This is a genomic window from Thalassotalea atypica, assembly GCF_030295975.1.
GTDB classification, from domain to species: Bacteria; Pseudomonadota; Gammaproteobacteria; order Enterobacterales; family Alteromonadaceae; genus Thalassotalea_F; species Thalassotalea_F atypica.
On sequence record NZ_AP027364.1, the window covers coordinates 2,614,854 to 2,634,766 of the forward strand.

Annotated in this window: 10 protein-coding genes; 5 read left to right on the forward strand and 5 right to left on the reverse strand. The window is 39.4% G+C overall.

Annotation, left to right across the window (positions count from 1 at the left end; all coding sequences use genetic code 11):
- Positions 1-92: 92 nt before the first annotated feature.
- Positions 93-3,341, reverse strand: coding sequence for a VPS10 domain-containing protein (locus QUE03_RS11995; protein WP_286261749.1), 3,249 nt, complete (start codon positions 3,339-3,341; stop codon positions 93-95).
- Between the two features lie 87 nt (positions 3,342-3,428).
- Positions 3,429-6,680, reverse strand: a complete 3,252-nt coding sequence (locus tag QUE03_RS12000; RefSeq protein ID WP_286261751.1) for a WD40/YVTN/BNR-like repeat-containing protein — start codon at positions 6,678-6,680, stop codon at positions 3,429-3,431.
- A gap of 512 nt (positions 6,681-7,192) precedes the next feature.
- On the opposite strand from QUE03_RS12000, the gene xdp1 reads away from it, so the two are divergent.
- Together xdp1 and prsT are read left to right on the forward strand one after the other, a co-directional pair.
- Positions 7,193-8,026, forward strand: a complete 834-nt coding sequence (gene xdp1, locus QUE03_RS12005; protein WP_286261753.1) for an exosortase-dependent surface protein XDP1 — start codon at positions 7,193-7,195, stop codon at positions 8,024-8,026.
- A gap of 108 nt (positions 8,027-8,134) precedes the next feature.
- Positions 8,135-10,906: an XrtA/PEP-CTERM system TPR-repeat protein PrsT gene (gene prsT, locus QUE03_RS12010; protein ID WP_286261755.1), complete on the forward strand. Its 2,772-nt coding sequence runs from the start codon at positions 8,135-8,137 to the stop codon at positions 10,904-10,906.
- Positions 10,907-10,973: 67 nt separating this feature from the next.
- Here the strand turns inward: prsT and QUE03_RS12015 are convergent, their stop codons facing one another.
- Complete coding sequence (locus QUE03_RS12015) at positions 10,974-12,476, reverse strand: CoA-acylating methylmalonate-semialdehyde dehydrogenase (protein WP_286261757.1); 1,503 nt, start codon at positions 12,474-12,476, stop codon at positions 10,974-10,976.
- A 153-nt stretch (positions 12,477-12,629) separates the two neighbouring features.
- Between QUE03_RS12015 and QUE03_RS12020 the strand changes: the two genes are divergently transcribed.
- Entirely contained in the window at positions 12,630-13,532 is a 903-nt protein-coding gene (locus QUE03_RS12020; protein WP_286261759.1) for a LysR family transcriptional regulator, read from the forward strand.
- 34 nt (positions 13,533-13,566) lie between these two features.
- Here the strand turns inward: QUE03_RS12020 and QUE03_RS12025 are convergent, their stop codons facing one another.
- A complete protein-coding gene (locus QUE03_RS12025) occupies positions 13,567-14,055 on the reverse strand; it encodes a GNAT family N-acetyltransferase (RefSeq protein ID WP_286267831.1) in 489 nt (162 codons plus the stop codon).
- Entirely contained in the window at positions 14,055-14,816 is a 762-nt protein-coding gene (locus tag QUE03_RS12030; protein ID WP_286261761.1) for a tRNA-uridine aminocarboxypropyltransferase, read from the reverse strand. Before QUE03_RS12030 ends, QUE03_RS12025 begins: the two co-directional genes overlap by 1 nt.
- A gap of 737 nt (positions 14,817-15,553) precedes the next feature.
- Between QUE03_RS12030 and QUE03_RS12035 the strand changes: the two genes are divergently transcribed.
- Together QUE03_RS12035 and QUE03_RS12040 are read left to right on the forward strand one after the other, a co-directional pair.
- On the forward strand, positions 15,554-16,672 hold the full coding sequence (locus tag QUE03_RS12035) for an efflux RND transporter periplasmic adaptor subunit (RefSeq protein WP_286261764.1): 1,119 nt from the start codon (positions 15,554-15,556) through the stop codon (positions 16,670-16,672).
- Between the two features lie 3 nt (positions 16,673-16,675).
- The gene (locus QUE03_RS12040; RefSeq protein WP_286261766.1) at positions 16,676-19,825 is read left to right on the forward strand and encodes an efflux RND transporter permease subunit; all 3,150 of its coding nucleotides are present in this window, start codon (positions 16,676-16,678) and stop codon (positions 19,823-19,825) included.
- The last annotated feature ends 88 nt before the right edge of the window (positions 19,826-19,913 follow it).

Here is a 19,913-nt window from a genome sequence, read left to right on the forward strand (position 1 = left end):
TAATAAAGCGCCCTAAGGCGCTTTATTATTTTACATTTCACTATTGTGTCTACGTTGTAACATGAACAACAACGTAGACTAATTCGTGAAAGCTATTTCCCAGACGATGGCATCATGCCTGGCATCCAGTTACCACCAGCTTTTGCAATCGCGTCTTCAGTCAGTTTAACTGACTCCGCCAACTGGGTTATACGCTGGTATACATCGCTATAACCTTCACTGGCCAATTTAAAACGTAGCTTTTGTTGTTCGTTGACTGGGCTCGTGCTTTCACTACGACTCCACATCAAGTAACCAATATAGCCGCTAACCGAAGTAGGCGTTGGCTCGCTGCGTTTAGAGACAACAGTATTACCATTGAGCGTTAATTTAATATCTTTTAAATCACGCTGCATTTGATGGGCTAATGCAATAGTATCTTGCGCTAAACCCAGCGTTTCTGTCGTTGCTGCGTTAATATGCTTAATGCGTTTATCCAACTCGCCTAGGTATTTTCTTGCCCCAGAAACAGCTTGTTGTAAACGCCCTGCTTTCATATCAAACGCTAAATCAGCCTTACGATCGGTACTTGGGAAAGTGCGATTATCAATTGAAACCACATCAAAGCTTTGGCTCTGATCGTAATTTGTTTCTACGCCATCAACCACTTTCGACATTGACACTTGATAAGTCCCAGGCACCACTAACCAGCCTGAATCGTTGTCACCGCTTGCGTTAATGGGTTCAAATCCTGGGTAACGTAAGTCCCAGTGAATACGGTTAAAACCTTGTTTTGCCGGCTGTTTGATTCGACGAACCATGTTGCCTTCACTATCACGCACGGTAAAAATCAGTTCAGATTTCTGCTGGTAATCTTCTTCTTTTAATGCCTCCCAAGATGGGTACGAAACATCGTCGCCGTCTTTGGTCAACTTCTGCTCTTGCTTATGTCTTAGCGTCTTTAATGAAGTGAATTTTTCATTTACGAAGTAGCTAAAGGTCGCACCATATTCGGGGTTATCAGCGAAGTAAAAATCAGCACCCCGCATTGCTTTGCCTGGCAAGCCTAGTGGATCATGCTCAATAAATTGAAAGGCGCGTCGAACAGGAAACAGCGTAGCATCTCGCTTTTTAACATCCGTTGCACTTTCACGAAGTGGCGAATAATCATCAAGGATGAAAAAACCACGGCCAAAAGACGCAATAGCTAAGTCAGACTCTCGACGTTGAATTTCAATATCACGCACCGTGATTGTTGGCATACCAGATTTTAACTGGGTCCAATTTTTGCCGCCATTTTGTGTAAAAAAGACACCGAACTCAGTGCCGACGAATAATAAATCTTTATTTACATGATCTTGCGCGATGGTGTAAACCGTCCCGCGAGTAGGCATGTCACCGGTAATATTCTTCCAGCTCTTGCCATTATTATCACTACGATAAACATATGGCTTAAAGTCACCACGTTTGTGATTGTCAAATGTGGCAAACACGGTATTTTTATCAAACATCGACGCTTCTAAATCACTGACATAAGAATTGTCAGGCACTTTTGATGGCCAATCTAGCTTAGTCCATTCTGTACCGCCATCTTTAGTGACATGCATTACGCCGTCATCGCTACCTGAGTACAATAACCCTTCTTGTAAGCTAGATTCTGTTAACGCGATCACCGCACCGTAAAAAGACGTAGATTGGTTTTTCGCGACCGCATCAACGCTCCAGACTTTATCCATGACTTTGAGTTTATTGCGATCAGTGTTTCTTGATAAGTCACCGCTGATCACTTGCCAGTCATCTCCCCTGTTTTCCGTTTTAAACACTTGCTGTGAAGCGTAGTATAGTCGCTCATTATTATGAGGACTGATCAAAATTGGTGAGTTCCAGTTAAAGCGTTGCGCTACGGTTTTATCTGGTGACACAGGCTGCATTTGAACTCGTTCGCCGGATTTTTTATCATAGCGAGCTAGGCCGCCATGTTGATATTGCGAATAGATAATATCTGGGTTTTTCGGATCGATAACCGTTTTAAAGCCATCACCAAACTGGGTAAACAACCAATCACTGTTTTGTATTCCTGAATTGGTCGTAGTTCTATGTGGAGCACCTAAAGACGCATTGTCTTGTGTACCGCCAAAAACGTTATAAAACGGGTAGTCGTTGTCTACAGTCACTTTATAGAATTGAGTGAGCGGCATGTTGTCTTTAAAGGTCCAATGCTTAGCCCTATCCCATGACTCATATACACCGCCATCACTGCCAATAATTAAGTGATTAGTATTATTAGGGTCAATCCATAAAGCATGATTATCAACATGCTTGTCAGCTTCGCCCGCTTTAGTAAATGTTTTACCGCCGTCTTCAGAGACCATTAAATAAGTGTCTAATGAGTAAACTCTATTGGCATTTTTAGGATCAACAACAATTTCTTGATAATATTGTGGACTACCTGAAACATAGTCACTTTGTTTGTGCCAGCTCGCACCACCGTCAATTGAGCGATAGAATCCACTTTTTCCTTTTTGCGCTTCGACAATGGCATAAACAATATTGCCGTCACTTGGTGCCACATCAATGCCTATACGGCCAAGCTCAACACTTGGTAGTCCTTTGTTTATTTTTGTCCATGTTTTACCAGCATCGGTAGATTTATGAATGCTCGACTCAGGCCCACCGTTGATTAACGTCCAAACATGACGGCGACGCTGATAAGAAGTAGCGTAAATTACATCAGGGTTTTGTGGATCAAAGGCAATATCACTGACGCCTGTGTGCTCACTAATATTCAGTGATTTTTCCCAAGTTTTACCGCCATCGATAGTTTTATAAAGACCACGGTCACCGCCTTTATTCCACAGTGGTCCTTGCGCTGCAACGTAGACAACATCAGAGTTGCGTGGATCAATTAAAATTTCACCAATGTGTTCTGAGTTTTTTAAACCGACATTATTCCAACTATTGCCACCATCTTCTGACTTATAAACACCGTCACCATAGGCTACTGAGCGCTGTGAATTGTTTTCACCTGATCCCGCCCAAATCACTTGGGTATTATTCGGATCCATGGTGATATCACCTAACGAAAAGCTCGTTTCATTATCAAATATGGGCTTCCATGTCGTGCCTGCATTATCAGTTTTCCAAATACCCCCGGCTGCAGTTGCAACATAATATTGCGCAGGGTTATTTGGGTTAAAGGCAAAATCACTGACACGTCCACCAGTCACTGCTGGCCCAATGTTTCTCAATTTAATATTTTTGTATATTTCGGCATCAACCTTCTTGTCTGATTGAGCGGCAAAAGCTGGGGTTGTAAGCCCGAACGCAATCGAAGCGGCAAGAAGTGAAGGTAATAATTTCATCTGTTATTCCTTAGTTGTTCTCTTATTATTAAAAAGCCTAAAACTGCAAGGCAAGTTTCAGGCTTTTGTGTTCAATTTACATATTAACTAGTTTAAGGTGATTGGTTGAGCTGTAGAAAGCAGTCCTAAGCCTGACGCTTGATATTGCTTTTTGAACTCCTCTAAGTCTTTCTCAATAAAGGTATTTACGTTGCCAACACCCTTACCCAATTCTATCTTTGCCTTTTCTAAATAAATTTCTGCAGTCGGTGATGGTTTACCGTAACGGCTTCCTGCATATCCCCATGCCATAAAGATATGCGAACTCACTTTATAACTTTCATCAACAATACCGTTTGTTTTTGGGATTGAACGTAAGTTTTTATCAAGTTCGCCTATTTTCTTAATGAGCTCATCCGCTGACTTAGCTAACTTACTTGCTGGGTGCTCGTCTTTACTTTCCTTGACACTTTCAAGGGCTTTATTGGCCATGCCTTGAATCAATTCGACGTCTTTTTTGCTATCAACTAAAGCATGAACGGCTTTTGTTAAGGTGTCATATAAACCAACGGCTTTGTGCTCCATTTCATAGCGCATCTGCATATCAGCAGCCGTTACGTTATAACGTGGATCTTGTAATACCTTCGCTGTTGTTTCTAACTCATGATCATTTAACTTAATATGCAATGTGTATGTGCCCGGTACCACTTCCGGTCCAGCAGGAAGAATATCCTTGTCTTCTTTTGGTTCTTGTCCTGGCATACGGCCTCGACCATCTGACTCTAATCCCCAAACAATGCGATTTACCCCTTGCTTAAGTTTAGTAACGAATGTGCGTACTATTTTACCCTCTGCATCTTTAACCGTTACACGTGCTTTGTCAGACAATGGTTTTTCTTCTTTTTCATTATCTTTATTCGCTTTTGCTTTTTCAGCATTGGTTAACTTACGAGCTTTTTCTTTATCGACATCCGGGTGAGCCAAATGTTCTCCTGCCGCCATCACATTAACAGTAACACCGTAGACTTCATTATCACCGACGTAGGCGGCATCCCCCCAAAAGCGTGAAGACGTCGCGCGACTTGAAACGTATTGCTGACCATCACCTGTATTCAATAAAGCTAATGATTGCTCAAATGATTTTTTGTTTAAACCACGTAACGCGCTGTAGTCATCAATTACGATCACTGAACGACCATGTGTACCGAGTACTAAGTCATTCTCGCGCTGTTGAATGGCCATATCCATCACTGAAACAGTTGGTACGCCTTGGTCGTATTTAAACCAAGAATCTCCACCATCAGTTGTTGCATATAAGCCTAGCTCTGTGCCCAGAAACAGTAGATTTTCATCAACATGATCTTGCACGACAGAAAGTGCATAACCTTTGATATCTTTACTTGTTAGGTTAGTGAACTTGCTACCATATTTAGATGCTTTCATGATGTACGGATTCATGTCGCCACGACGGTGGTTGTCAAACACAATAAACGCTTCATCCGCATTATGTAGTGAAGGTTGAATATGAGGAATAAAGGCGTTTTTAGGCACTTTACGCGCTTTGTTTTCTACGCTCTTCCATGTTTTGCCACCATCTTGAGTAACATGGATTCGTCCATCATCAGTACCAACCCAAATGACACCTTGTTTAATGGTACTTGGAGCAATTGCAATTATGGCTGTATGATTCTCAGCTGCGGTAACGTCCGGCGTTAAACCACCAGATTCTTTATAGCGCTGCCAATCTGGGTTATTTGTTGATAAGTCACCTGAAATAATTTCCCATGTTTCACCGCGATCCGTGGATTTGTGCACGAACTGGCTACCATAATAAATAGTATCATCATTGAACGGGTCTTGGGCTAAGCCCGCATTCCAATTAAAACGCAATTCACTGTCATGGTTCGCAGGCGCTGGGCGGATCAGTTTTTGCTCACCGGTGTTAAGATCATAACGATTTAAATACCCACCTTGAGATTGCACATAACCTTTGGTGACATCATCAGGGAAAGGCATGGTATCAAAACCGTCACCAAAGCCGACTTCTTGCCAATGAAGGTTACGAATACCGCCTGTGTGGAAGACTTCCGACGGCCCACGCCATGAACCGTTATCCTGTAAGCCACCATAAATATTATAAGGAACAGCGTCATCGACACGAATATGATAAAACTGAGAAATCGCTAAATTTTGCACAAAGCGCCAGCTATCACCTTTGTCTTGAGTCACAGCAATACCACCATCATTCCCTAAAATTAAATGTTCTGAGTCTTTAGGGTTAATCCATAAAGTATGGTTATCAATATGAATAGTGTTGCCTGTGGCACAACAGTTAACTTTATCAACAGTCGTAAACGTTTTACCGCCATCAATTGAACGTCTGATCATAGTCGCGATGTTGTAAATGATATCTGGATTATTCGGATCCACTTCTATTTCAGAATAATAGAAAGGTCTATCAGCAACGCCAACTTCACTGTTGACAGCGCGCCAGCTGCTACCGCCATCATCTGAGCGCATTAAAGCACTTTTTTCTGCTTCAACTAGCGCATAAACAGTATTCGGTGAGCTTTCGGCAATATCCAAGGTAATACGACCTAACTCCCCTTCTGGTAAGCCGTCAGCAGATGTTTTTTGTGACCAGGTTTCGCCGCCATCGATAGAAACATATAATCCAGATCCTGGACCACCTGATTCAAACTTATCAGGCCAACGTTTGAACTGCCACATTGAAGCATATAGTTTATTGGGATTGGTTGGATCCATTTTGATATCGCTGGCACCTGTTGTGTTATCGACATACAAAATCTTCTGCCAAGTTTTTCCACCATCAATGGTTTTGTAGATACCACGGTCTTCATTGCTCGACCATAACTCGCCCATAGCCGCAGCATAAGCAATGTCAGGGTTAGTCGGGTGTAGTGCTATTCTGTTAATACGCTCTGTAGACTCTAACCCCATTTTCTGCCAAGTCTTACCTGCATCCATTGATTTATAAATGCCGCCACCAATTGATGTTGAATTACGGACATTACCTTCACCTGTACCTAACCAAATAATATCAGGAATTGCTTGGTTAATAGCCAAAGCACCTGTAGAGGCGTAATCTTCATTTTCAAATATAGCGGTCCAATTCAAACCTGCGTTTTCAGACTTCCATACGCCGCCAGAAGCAGCTGAAGCATATATTATGTTGGGGTTTGAAATAACCGCTTCAATATCAGAAATTCGGCCACTGGTTGCAGCGGGACCAATGTTACGGGTTTTAATTCCTGATAATAAATCAGTATCAACTGATGCCGTTGCACCTGAAGCATAAATTGCTGCAGTGAGCATCAGTGAAGTAAGAGATTTTTTCATCTTTTATACCTTTGTTCTTATTAGGCGCTATCGTGATAACGCATGAAAGCAAAATGTTGGTTTGAATTACTGTTTGCAATTTAAATTTGTGAAGCCTTTAACTTATATATACAGAAGCTTCCTATAATACTGTTTTATCATCTTCCCTGATTCAAGAAATGCCAGATGCGTTAAACGGTTGATAATCTGCGCTATATTACTAAGTTAATTAACAGCAATGATATTCAAGTAAAATATTGAACATAGATAATAGTTAACATTCATTGCGCAAACCAGACTGATAAAAATATAATGAAGAAAGAATCCATCTAGCGCAAGATTTGTGATTATAATGACAACAAATTACACTGTGTCTAATTTCTTTACACTCACCTTTTTTAACCATTAATAACTATGCATAACACATTGTTAAATAATAGATTAAAATTAAAGGTATGTTTCTTGCTCTCTTGAGCGATATAGTGATAAATATTTGGTAAACGCAGTTTATTAAAAAATCTTTGGAGAGATTTATGTTTGTAAGTCCAAAAAAATGGATTATCGCAGGATTGGTTATGTTGCCTTTGCAGGCGATGGCAGGTACAACTACGGCATCTTTTGGCACAATAAATGTTGACGGAACGACCTACAGTAGCGGCGAGCCTGGATCCAATTTTAATCAGTTTTCAGTTGATGCTGGTGGTATTACTGTCAACGTATCTGGTTGGTCTAATATAGATAATGGTTCAGGTTACGATATTCGCAGAGCTACTGATTTCGATCGCAACGGCAATGGTTGGTCTTTACAAAATCAGTATGAAGGAGGGGGCTCTCCTGAACACAGTGCTGACAATACTCCTGATGGTTCATATCTAGATTATGACTTTTATGTACTTGATTTTGGTGCACAAGAAGTTGAGCTAGAGAATGTATATTCTAGCTGGTTATGGAATGAAAATGATACACAGGTTTCTATCGCAGCTTTAGATAAAAACGAAGTCCCAAGTGATTTAACTGGGGAAACTTTTTCTAGTCTACTATCAACACCAAATGCAAGCTCCGGTAGTAGTGATTTTAGTTCATCTAGAATGAGTATCAATTATGATAATGACAGTTCTAGAAATAACTATTATGCTGATGTAAATGTAAATGCCAGCTCTTCACTATGGGTTGTGTCAGCTTATCATACAATGTTTGGTAGTGTAGGCGGAGCGACGGCAAATAACGATGGCTTTAAGTTTGCTGGAATTTCCTTTACTACGTCACCTGGTGGTGGCGGTGGCGGTTCAACAATTCCTGAGCCTTCAACAATGGCAATATTAGCGTTAGCATTATTTGGCTTGTCCGCTAAGCGACGTAAATCTTAATACTCCAAAGTTTGAATTTAAAAAAGATGGCTTATAGCCATCTTTTTTAATTTTAGTCATACTAAACCTATACCTCATTCATTATCAACACACTAAATAGCCGTATATATGCATAAAAAAATACTTCTTCTTTCGCTTTTATTTTCCGTGAGTAGCGTTTTAAGCGCTGAAAGTTATTATGAAAATGCCCTAATAGCGTTCGATAAAAATGACGTAGGTGCTTCATATATTCACCTTAAAAATGCTCTGTCAGAAAATCAAGAGAACTTGCCGGCGAAAATATTAATGGGCAAAGTTTTATTGCGCAAAGGTCTATTTAATGAAGGGATAGAAGAATTCAGAGATGCGATAGATCTAGGTGCAGATATCAATCCTTTTGTTTATGAAATGGCTCGAGCTTTACTGTTTCATAATAAATTTGAGCAAGTTTTAACATTAGCTCAATCTTCAGGTTTGAATACTGAGAACAAAATTAAAATGTTATTACTTAGTAATAATGCATATCAAGGATTAGAGAAACCCAATGATGCCTTACTGGCTTTACAACACGCATACAACTTGAATCCCAAAAGACTTAGCACCATCACTTCACTGGCGTCATATTATCTTAATCAGCGATTATTTATTGAATCTAGCCAGTATCTTGAACAAGCACTAAGCATTGCACCTAAAAATAACCGTGTATGGCAACTAAATGGGGAATTTTACAACGCTCAAGGACAAGGAACAAAAGCATTATATGCCTTTCAAAAAGCTTATGAGCTAAATCCGGCAGATCCAGTCGTTATGCGTTCATTGGCCAATCAGTATGCCATGTTAAATAAGTTAGATGAGGCCCTAAACTTTGCAAATAAGATTTTAGAAGAAACCCCTTTTGATACTTATACTGAGCTATTAAAAAGTCGATTGCTCATTAATAATGAGCAAAATGAACAGGCACAAGTATTACTTCAGTCAATTAGCTCTAGGTTATCGCTACTGACTGACGTGCAAAAAAACAATAACCCTTCTATTATTTTTGTTTCTGGCGCTGCAGCTTTTTTACAGGGCAACTTTGAACAAGCACAAAAAGATCTCATTTATTATGTTAATACCAGGCCAGAAGATCTATCTGGTATTAATATGTTGGTTGAAATTTATCAATCACAAAAGCAGCAAGAGAAAGTTGAAGCTTTGTTAGAGCGGTTTGAACCAAGAATCAAGAAAGATTTATTTCTAGCGCTTAATCTTTACAACATCTACCTCAAGAATAATAAAATTTATAGAGCTAAAAGCCTGCTTAATGAGCTAGAGCGCTATTATTCAAACAACCTCTTAATTGTGAAAGCAAAAGCAAATTATTTAGTTTCGACCAAGAGAGCCAATGAAGCAATCGAGCTACTTAAACAAAAACGTCCAACCAAGTTTAACGGCGCTTACGAACTAAATCTTGCCAAGTTGTATGTATCAATTACTGACTATAAAAGTGCCAATACGATTGCAGACAAGTTACTCACTCTTGACGACAAAGCAACGCAATATTTACTTTTTAAAGGTGTGGTACTTTCTAAACAGCAACAATGGCAAGAGGCTATTTCTTACTTTGACAAAATACTGACCATAAATAACGAACATTTTGCAGCAAAATACAATAAAGCTACTGCCCTTGCAGCACTTAGGAAATATAGTGAAGCAATAGACATAATCTCGCCTATGATCCAATCATATGAGAACAACAATGACTTATTAATCTTATTTGCCAAATTAAAAAGAGATACTGGCGATAATGTAAAGGCGACAGAAATTCTTACTGAGATCTTAAAACGAAAACCTAGGATGCTAATCGCTTCTGACATTCTATTTGGTATCTATTACAACCAAGGTAACTACACATTGGCGCTTGAAGAAGCACAGCGATTGACCAAAAACTCCTTTTTGGTCAGCAAGTACATATCCAACCAAGCCAAAGTATTAACAAAGCTTGGTAGATACAAAGAAGCAAATGTTCAACTAGGAAAAGTTTTGGGACTTGCGGAATCCGCTCAAGACTTTTATCAATTAAGTAGTATGCAAATCGAAGCCGGCTTTTTCAATGATGCGCTGTCAAGTATTAATGCTGCGATAAAGAAAGAGTCTAATAATAGATTTTATAAATTACAAAAAGCAAAGTTATTGTTAACACTGAATCGAATTGATGAATCAAAAGCTGAATTAGATGTTCTAGCATCTCAACAAAGTAATGATGCTAATTTACGCTATACATACGGGCTGTTTTTCATTCAAAAACAACAATACAAAAAAGCGTATAAGGAATTCAACAGTGCACTTAGGATTGATGAGAACTTTACTGGCGCTCTACTAAAAATGTATATGCTTGCTCAACAAGGGGTAAATATTGACTCGTTTGAATCAACACTAAGCAAAATAGCAAAAGCGAAGCCAAAAAACGTATTCATTCAGAACTTAATCGCTGATTTTTACCTCGCTAACGGTAAACCTGAAAAAGCATTACCGCACTACCTAGCGATAGAAAATATAGCTTCTGCAATGCAAGCATATGTACTTAACAACATTGCTAATATTTATGCTGAAAGTAATGTAGAAAAGGCACTTTCATATATTGAACGAGCTTTTGCGTTAGAAAAAAACTCCCCTGATATTTTAGATACTTACGGTTGGGTATTGTCATTAAATGGTGACTTTAGTGGCTCATTAGACAAACTACGTCAAGCGACAGCGATTAACGCTAACAACCCTTTAATTCAGTATCACTTAGGATTCACATTACAAAAAATGGGTCGATTAGAAGATGCAAAAGTTGAGTTAACAAAAATCCTTAGAATGCAAGGCAACTTTGCAGAGAAAGGCAAAGCTCAACAGTTACTGAATAAGATAAAATAGCTGTTAGTCACTATTTAAAGTAATAAAAAAAGCGCCAATTGGCGCTTTTTTCTTGATATCAGTTACGTTATTTTAAACTTATCGTCGTATGTACTTCTGATCCATCCTGATGATCAGGTTCAAACCAGCGAGTGGTGACTGATTTTGTTTGTGTCCAGAAGCTAATAGTTTGCTTACCATTTGGACCTAAGTCACCTAATTTTGACGCGCGTGAGCCCGTAAAGCTGAAATAAGCAACAGGGACAGGGATCGGCACGTTGATACCGATTTGACCGACATCGATATCATTTTCAAATTTACGTGCGTTCCAGCCACTAGAGGTAAACAACGATGTGCCGTTACCGTTAGGGTTTGCATTAATGATTTCGATTGCCTCATCTAATGTCTCTGCTTCTAATACACACAATGCAGGGCCAAAAATTTCTTGCGTATAAATATCCATGTCTGTTTTCACATCAGTGAACATCGTTGGGCCGACAAAATTACCTTTTTCATAACCTTCTACAACGCAGTCGCGACCATCAACTAACAAGGTAGCCCCTTGCTCAACACCTGAGTCTAATAGCTTAATAATACGTTGCTTGGCTTGTGGTGAAACCACCGGACCTAAATCAGCATCACGTTGTGTGCCAGGACCAACTGTCATCTGCTTAGCACGTTCAGCAATTTCAGGTAACCAATTGCGTGTTTCGCCCACTAGAATTGTCACAGGATTTGCCATGCAACGTTGACCAGCAGCACCAAACGCAGAGCCTAACAAGTCGTTTATTGCACGATCTTTATTGGCATCAGGCATAATCACCATATGGTTTTTAGCCCCCATCATTGATTGACAACGTTTACCATGTTTACTTGCGTGGTTATAAACATGTGTACCCACATGAGTAGAGCCAATGAAAGAAACCGCTTTAACTTCGTCAGCTTCAATCAACTGATTTACACAATCAGGACCACCGTGTACAACGTTGATAACACCAGCTGGTAAGCCTGCTTCAATCGCTAATTCAACAAAACGAATTGTAGATGACGGATCTTGCTCTGACGGCTTTAATACAAAAGTATTACCACAAGCAATGGCCGGTGGAAACATGAACGCAGCTAACATTACAGGGAAGTTAAATGCGGTAATACCCACACCTACACCTAGTGGTTTATTTAGTGTGTAGGTATCAACACCTGTCGCGGCATTGTTAGCCATTTCGCCTAACTGCAAACGTGTTATTGAACAGGCATTTTCAATCGCTTCTAGCGCTCGACCTACTTCACCTTCCGCGTCAGGTAAGGTTTTACCGTGCTCTTCAGTAATCAATGCACCAATCTCTTCAACGTTATTACGTACAAGCTCTTGGAATTTAAGCATGATACGCATCCGATTTGTCAAAGAAACTTTAGACCATGTTTTGAACGCTTCATGAGCCGCTGAAACCGCTGCTGCAACTTCTTCTTTAGTTGCCATAGGTACACGAGCAACCACTTCTTGTGTTGCAGGGTTTAATACATCTAACCACTCTGTTGATTTAGATTGAACTTTCTCACCATTAATAATGAGAGGAATTTCTTTAATGCTCATAGCTTAGCCTCATGTAGTACCGCCGCTGAATTTTGGACGGTAAAGCTGAATAATGCCGTTAAATTAGTATTACTGGCCTTGATTAACAAGGTGCATTAACGCAATGTATATTGCAAATTTACAACAGTATGATTTTACTGTTAAAATAATTGGATGAATTGGGATGATATTAAAATATTTTTAGAGGTTGCTCGTACTGAGCGACTTTCTGAAGCAGCAAATCGGTTATCAATAGATACATCGACTGTTTCTAGACGTCTTCACAAACTAGAAGAACAACTGGCAACGCAATTATTCGAAAGAACCACAGAAGGCCACCGATTGACAAAAGATGGTGCGCAATTAGTTTCTTCCGCAAGACGAATGGAGCAAGATGCACAATATGCCTTTGACAACATAAAACAAAACAATGCTGACAATTCTGGTAAAGTCAGAATTGGTGTTACAGAGGCATTTGGTAATTATTTCATCGCACCTAAGTTAGTGAATTTGTCTAAGCAAGCACCAAACATCCAAATTGATCTATTACATTTTTCACGGGACGTGAAAATCAGTCGCAATGAAGCTGAAATAGCCATCGCGGTAGAAAAGCCTAAAAGTACCTCAATGATTGTTACTAAACTGACCGACTACAAACTACAGCTATACGCCAATAAAAAAATTGCTGCAACAATAGATCAACACGCTGGTGTGCAAACACTTTCACAGTACAATTGGGTAAGTTATGTCGATACATTGTTGTTTACAAGAGAGCTTTCTTACATAAAAGATCTAAGTGAAAATGTGAATAATGAAATCAAACCTAAGTTTCAAAGCACAAGCATTGTTAGTCAATTTAGTGCGATAAAATCAGGCCTAGGTATAGGTGTTTTACCTTGTTTCCTTGGCGATACTGATCCTGAGCTCGTTAAAATATTTTCGAATAACGTCAACATTGAACGGAGCTTTTGGTTGGTCACCCATCCTGAAATAAAGAGGCTGTCACGGGTAGATACCGTATGGCAATATTTGAAGTTACTAGTAAAAGAACACCAATCTCGATTAAACCCGCCATAATCATCCCTCAAAAAACGTCAGTTTCAAAACCGAGTTATCTCACTAGCTTAAAGGTAGTTGTTTGTTGTGCTTTCGATTCATCTGTTTGCTCTAATTGTTCAAAGCCTAGTTTGATCAGTAAAGACTGAGATGCTTTATTTGTCTCACCAGTTGTCGCAAGCAACGGAGATATGTGTTGAAAATGTTTTAATACAGCGCTTGTTGCTTCATACGCATAGCCTTGACGGTAATACTTTTCTAAAAATGCATAGCCCAAATCAGGATACTCCAACTCATCACGCTTTAATAAACCACACAAACCAATTGGCAGCTCGCCATTAAGCAGTACCGTCATTAAACTAAACCCATGTTCTTGTTGGCAATTTAAAGGTCCTTCATTCATGTAACGCATCGCATCTTCAGTGGTTCGCACCTCTTTATCACCTATATGAGTTAGAAAATCTGGCTCATTCAACAACACTATTAGAAAGTCACAATCCGAAGCTTCAATTGGTCTTATCGTTAACCTAAGGGATTTAATCATCACTTATTCTTCTTTAAAAAGTCAGTAAAGTCTTCTATCGCACCAACATTGCCCCGATTGATTTGACAAACACTTTTTTGGTATTGGTAATTAAATACATCAAACCACAAAGCAAGCAATTTCGCATTATAATTCTCTCCTAACAACCCAAGCATATTGGCAGCAACTTCTGCGGTTGCCAATTGGTTGTCTTTCACTGATTTACGAACATATTTGTGAGTACTCGAGGATTGTAACAGTTTAGGATCGAACGACACGACGGGAATACCTCGTAAATAATCGCTTTTTCGATACATTTTTTTTGCTTCACGCCAACTGCCATCTAATAATATGAACAATGGGCGCTTTCTGGTTTCAACATTGTTACGTTCAATTTGAGTTAAGCATGGCAATTCATTAACAAAAACTTGTTCTTCTGAAGTTGCATACTCACCAGGGAAAACTATCATTGGCTGCCAGCACGTATCATTTAAAAGATCAGTTAGTGCTTTTTCAGCCTGCGTTCTTTGCCACAAGAACGCATAAGTATCATCAAATATATCAGCGATCAATCGTCCGGTATTACTAGGTTTTAACACTTCAGTATCATACATCAGCAACAAAAAACCGGCTTTTGAATGTGATTTATGAACCAAACAACAGATGCAATTTTCTACAGCAACACGACAATGTTCACAACGGTTAACTTTCTTTCCGCGTGCATTAAATGGCTTAGTACTAATACTTTTACGATATTGATATAAACGTTGAACTGATTGCAAAGGTGGTTTGTACCAGAAGTTAACAAAATAATTTGCTCATTCTAACAGCTAAGGGGCATTATGCGCATCCATATAATAAAGGTGCTTGCAGACGCAATTAAAGCAACAATATCCTTTGCAGTTGACAAAGATGCAAGGTTGTTACTAATTCAATCGGCTGAATGAAGTGAAAATGAAAAGTCGAACTTTACTTGATACAGATCAAGGAACATTTAAAACGAATAATAATCAACAGCTTAGCCTGAATTATTCATCCGTCCTCCCCTAAATATCGAACGAATTAACCCCGAACCAAACTGTAACCAGTCGGTTACAAGTTTATCGACCTTAATTACACTGCTCAATGGGGAAAGTCGGCTTTAACCAATTGATTAAATAAGCAATTTCATCTGGAAGGTTTTCTATGAAGGCACATAATAGCCATTCAGCATACGAAAAACCCGGACACACAGAAAACAACAAATAAACAAAGACTTAAATAGATATTACTATATTTCTCTATTCAAATAGTAAAAGTAAACCTCTTTACATTTCGCCTAATTTAGAGCGTAAATTACACTAGAACAGGACGAATTATTACCACTATCTAGGCCCTTTATTGTTTCAAAATCCATTGATTCGACCTAAATGTAACAAACAAAAAATAACAAAATATTACGCTGAACGAATCGAATAAAACCCCGTTTTAACCTATCTTTGTTGTATATAATTTTTCTTTACATTTATTGGGGTAAACAATGAAATCAACACCGAGAATTGCAACGGCTTTAGTAGCCGTCTCGATGGCATTCCTAACAGGGTGCGGCGAGGAAAAACAAGAAGTGGTAAAAGAAGTTGTAAGGCCAGTTCAGTTTTTTACAGTAACATCAGCATCAAGCTCTTATATCCAGAACTTCCCAGCATTAGTTGCACCTTCTAATGAATCAAACCTAGCGTTTCGTGTTGGCGGGGAATTAATTGAGATTAACGTTGTAGCTGGTAATACTGTTAAGAAAGGCGATATCATTGCTCGTATTGACCCGACGGATTACAAAGTAAAGGTCAATGAAGCTCAAGCTTCTTACGACTTGGCTCAAAAAACATTTGAACGTCAAGAACGTATGCTTCATCTTGAACTCACATCTCAAGCAGATTACGACTTAGCACTTGCTCAAATGGCACTTTCAAAAGCAACACTTGAAGCAGCTCAAAACAACCTTAAGTACACAGTACTGAAAGCTCCGTATGACGGCGTTGTGTCTAAAGTGAACTTTGAAAACCGTGAAATGATCCCTAATTTACTTGCACAGACTAATCCAGTAGTTAGTTTACATGCACAAAATGGTATCGATATCACGTTCCAACTACCTGAATCTATTTTGAGTCGCGTTAAAACAAATGCAAATCAATACAAGCCGCAAATCACTTTCACGTCTTCGCCTACACACAAAGATAAAGCATTTACGGCTACATTCAAAGAAATGGACCACACGCCTGATCCTAAATCACGTTCATACACTGTTGTATTGTCAATGAGTAATCCTGAAGACATCAATGTTGTACCGGGTATGACAGCAAATGTAGAAATTGAATTAGATCAAGTACTTGAAGGATTAAACCAATATGCATTAGTACCGGTTGAATCAGTATTCTCTCCTTCTGCGTCAGACCCAGCAGACAAGCAATATGCTGTTTGGAAAATAGACCAAGAGTCAATGACCGTTCATAAGCAAACAGTCACCATTGAAGGTTTAACTGATCAAGGCATTAAAGTAGCTAGTGGTTTAAAAGCTGGTGATGTTATTGCGGCAGCTGGTGTTCACTCTCTAATAGAAAACACCAAAGTTCGTCAATGGACTAAACAAAGAGGAATCTAGTCGATGAGCACTCCTAATACTCCAGAGGTTGTCTCTCAGAAACAAGGTGGCGGTGTCGCTGGCTTTTTCATGAGAAATGGCGTAATCGCATGGATGGTTACGATTATCTTATTATTTGGTGGTATAAGCAGCTTTTTCAATTTAGGTCAGTTAGAAGATCCTGACTTTACCATTAAAAATGCTGTCGTTGTCACACTTTATCCTGGTGCTTCTGCTCAACAAGTAGAAGAAGAGGTTACGCATGTAATCGAAACCGGTTTACAAAACATGAAAATGATTGACTACATCAATTCATTCTCAAGTAATGGTTTATCTTATATCGAGTTTAACTTACCTCGTGATGCTCAAAAGAAAGACGTTCAGCAATTTTGGGATGACTTACGTCGTAAAGTAGGTGATGCATCTGTATACCTACCGGCTGGCGCAAAAAAGCCCCTTGTTAATGACGATTTTGGTGACGTTTTTGGCATGATGATGCAAGTCTACGCGGATGGCTATGAGTTAGACAAAGTAAGTGATTACGTTGAACTTGTAAAACGTGAATTACTGCTTGTACCTGGCGTTGGTAAAATTGCAACTAAAGGTGAGCAACAAGAACAAATTTTCATTGAAATTGATCGTTCTAAAATTGCTAATCAAGGTATTACTTTTACTAATGTGGCTAATGCCATTTCAGCACAAAATACCATTTCAATGGCCGGAGACATTCACATCGGTCAAGAAATTATTCGTTTCCACCCAACTGGTGAATTCCAAACCCTTGATGACCTTAAGAACATTATTGTTACACCAATAGGTTCAGAGACTTTGTTATACCTTTCTGATATCGCTAACGTGTACAGAGGCTTCCAAGATAAGCCAACTAGTATCATCACTATAAATGGTCAGAATGCCATTTCTATGGGTATTTCATTTGCGCCTGGCGTTAACGTTGTAACTGTTGGTAAAGCAGTTCAAGCACGTATGGAAGAGTTAGAAGAAATTCGTCCACACGGCATTGAATATGAATTTGTTTACGACCAACCATCACAAGTAGATAAGTCAGTTACTGGCTTTTTAGGTAACTTACTTGAAGCCTGTGTCATTATTTTCTTTACCCTGTTATTTACAATGGGCCGTAAAGCAGGTCTATTAATCAGCTTCATTCTTGTAGTTACTATTTCCGGTACCTTTATCTTAATGGACGCTCACGGCATTCAATTACAACGTATTTCACTAGGCGCACTTATTATCGCCCTAGGTATGTTGATCGACAATGCAATTGTTGTAGTCGAGGGCCTGATAATAGGCATGGAAAAAGGCCGGAATAAATGGGACTCGATGATTGCTATTGTTAAGCAAACACAATACCCACTATTGTCTGCAACAGTCATTGCGATTCTTGCATTCGCACCAATTGGCTTATCACCTGACAGTACTGGTGAAATCGTTGGCTCACTATTCTGGGTATTACTTTACTCATTATTCTTAAGCTGGATCACTGCGATAACCATTACACCTTACTTCTGTAAAATCTTCTACAAAGACGGTGAATTCGATGGCCACGCCGAAGAACACGGAGCCCACGACCCATACGGTGGTGTTATCTTCATTGGCTTCAAATGGTTATTAGATAAGTGTATGCGTTTCCCTTGGGTATTCACTATCTTAATGATTGTTGCATTGGTTATCTCTGCTAAGTCATTCAAGCTTGTGAAGCCAGAATTCTTCCCTGCTTCAACTGTAGCTCAATTCCAAATTGATGTTCGCGATGGCTTTGGTACAGATATTCGTACCATGAAAGAAAAAGTAGTTGAACTAGAAGAATTCCTATCGGAATACGAAGAAATTACGCAAACAACTGCGTCTGTTGGTGGTGGTCACGTGCGCTTCATGCTTTCTTACAAGCCTGAAAAACACTACGACAACTACGCTAACTTAATCATATCGACTCGTACACCTGATGATGTTGTACCTGTGATTAAAAAAATTCGTCAAGATGCACCTGAGAAGTTCCCTTCTCTGCAATTGACGGCTAAGCGTTATTCCGTTGGTCCACAAACGCCAGGTGCTATTGAATTACGTATCTACGGCTCAGACCCAATCGTATTGCGTCAACTTGCTGAACAAGCAAAAGATTTCATGCGTGCAGCGCCAGGTGCTGAATCAGTGCGTGACGACTGGTTAGAACGTTCGAAAGTGATTCGTCCACAATTCAACGAAATGAAAGCTCGTCGTTTAGGGATCACGAAGAAAAGCCTAGATCAAACCATTCTAGCTAACTTCTCTGGTCGCACTATTGGTGTGTTCAAAGAAGGCACAAACACTATGCCTGTTGTTGCTCGTCCACCGGTTGATCAACGTGTAACAATGTCAAACCTTGGTGAGCTAAACATTTGGAGTCCAGTGAAACAAGGTTTTGTGCCAATTTCACAAGTGGTAGATGGCTTCGAAACAGCATTCGAAGACCCGTTCATTGTTCGTCGTAACCGTGTTCGTACGATTACTGTTATGGCTGACTACGACGTAACGTCAGAAGCTACATCGGCATCAGTACGTAGGTTAATGTTACCAGCAGCTGAAGAGTTTGAGAAAAATTTACCTGTTGGCTACTCAATGGAATGGGGTGGTAAGCACGAAAAATCAACAAACGCTAAGCAATCAGTATTCAGCTCAATTCCTGCTGGTTACTTGATTATGTTTATCTTAACGATAATCCTATTCAACTCGTTGAAGAAAGGTTTGGTTATCTGGTTTGTTGTACCGCTTTCTATCATTGGTGTTGTCGGTGGTTTATTGGCCTTCAATATGCCATTTACCTTCATGGCGTTACTTGGCGCGCTAAGCTTAACCGGTATGATGTGTCGTAATGGTATTGTATTGGTAGACCAAATCACCATTTATCAAAACCAAGGTGCTGAATCTTACAAAGCTATCTTCGATGGAGCTGTATCAAGGGTTCGTCCAGTATCGTTAACAGCAATCGCTGCTATCTTAGGTATGATTCCACTACTTAAAGATGCTTTCTTTGCTGCGATGGCAGGTTCAATGATGGTAGGTTTAGCAGTAGCAACCTTCTTAATCCTATTTGCTGTACCGGTATTCTACATGCTTATTTACCGCATTAAGTACCGTAAGCTGGCTGAAATTGAAGCTGAAGGCTCACTAGAGTAATACAAAAGCACTTAGCCCTTGGCTAAGTGCTTTTTATTTTTTTTTTGCTTTTGATTATTTTGTATTCAAAATAATCAAAAAACTTTAA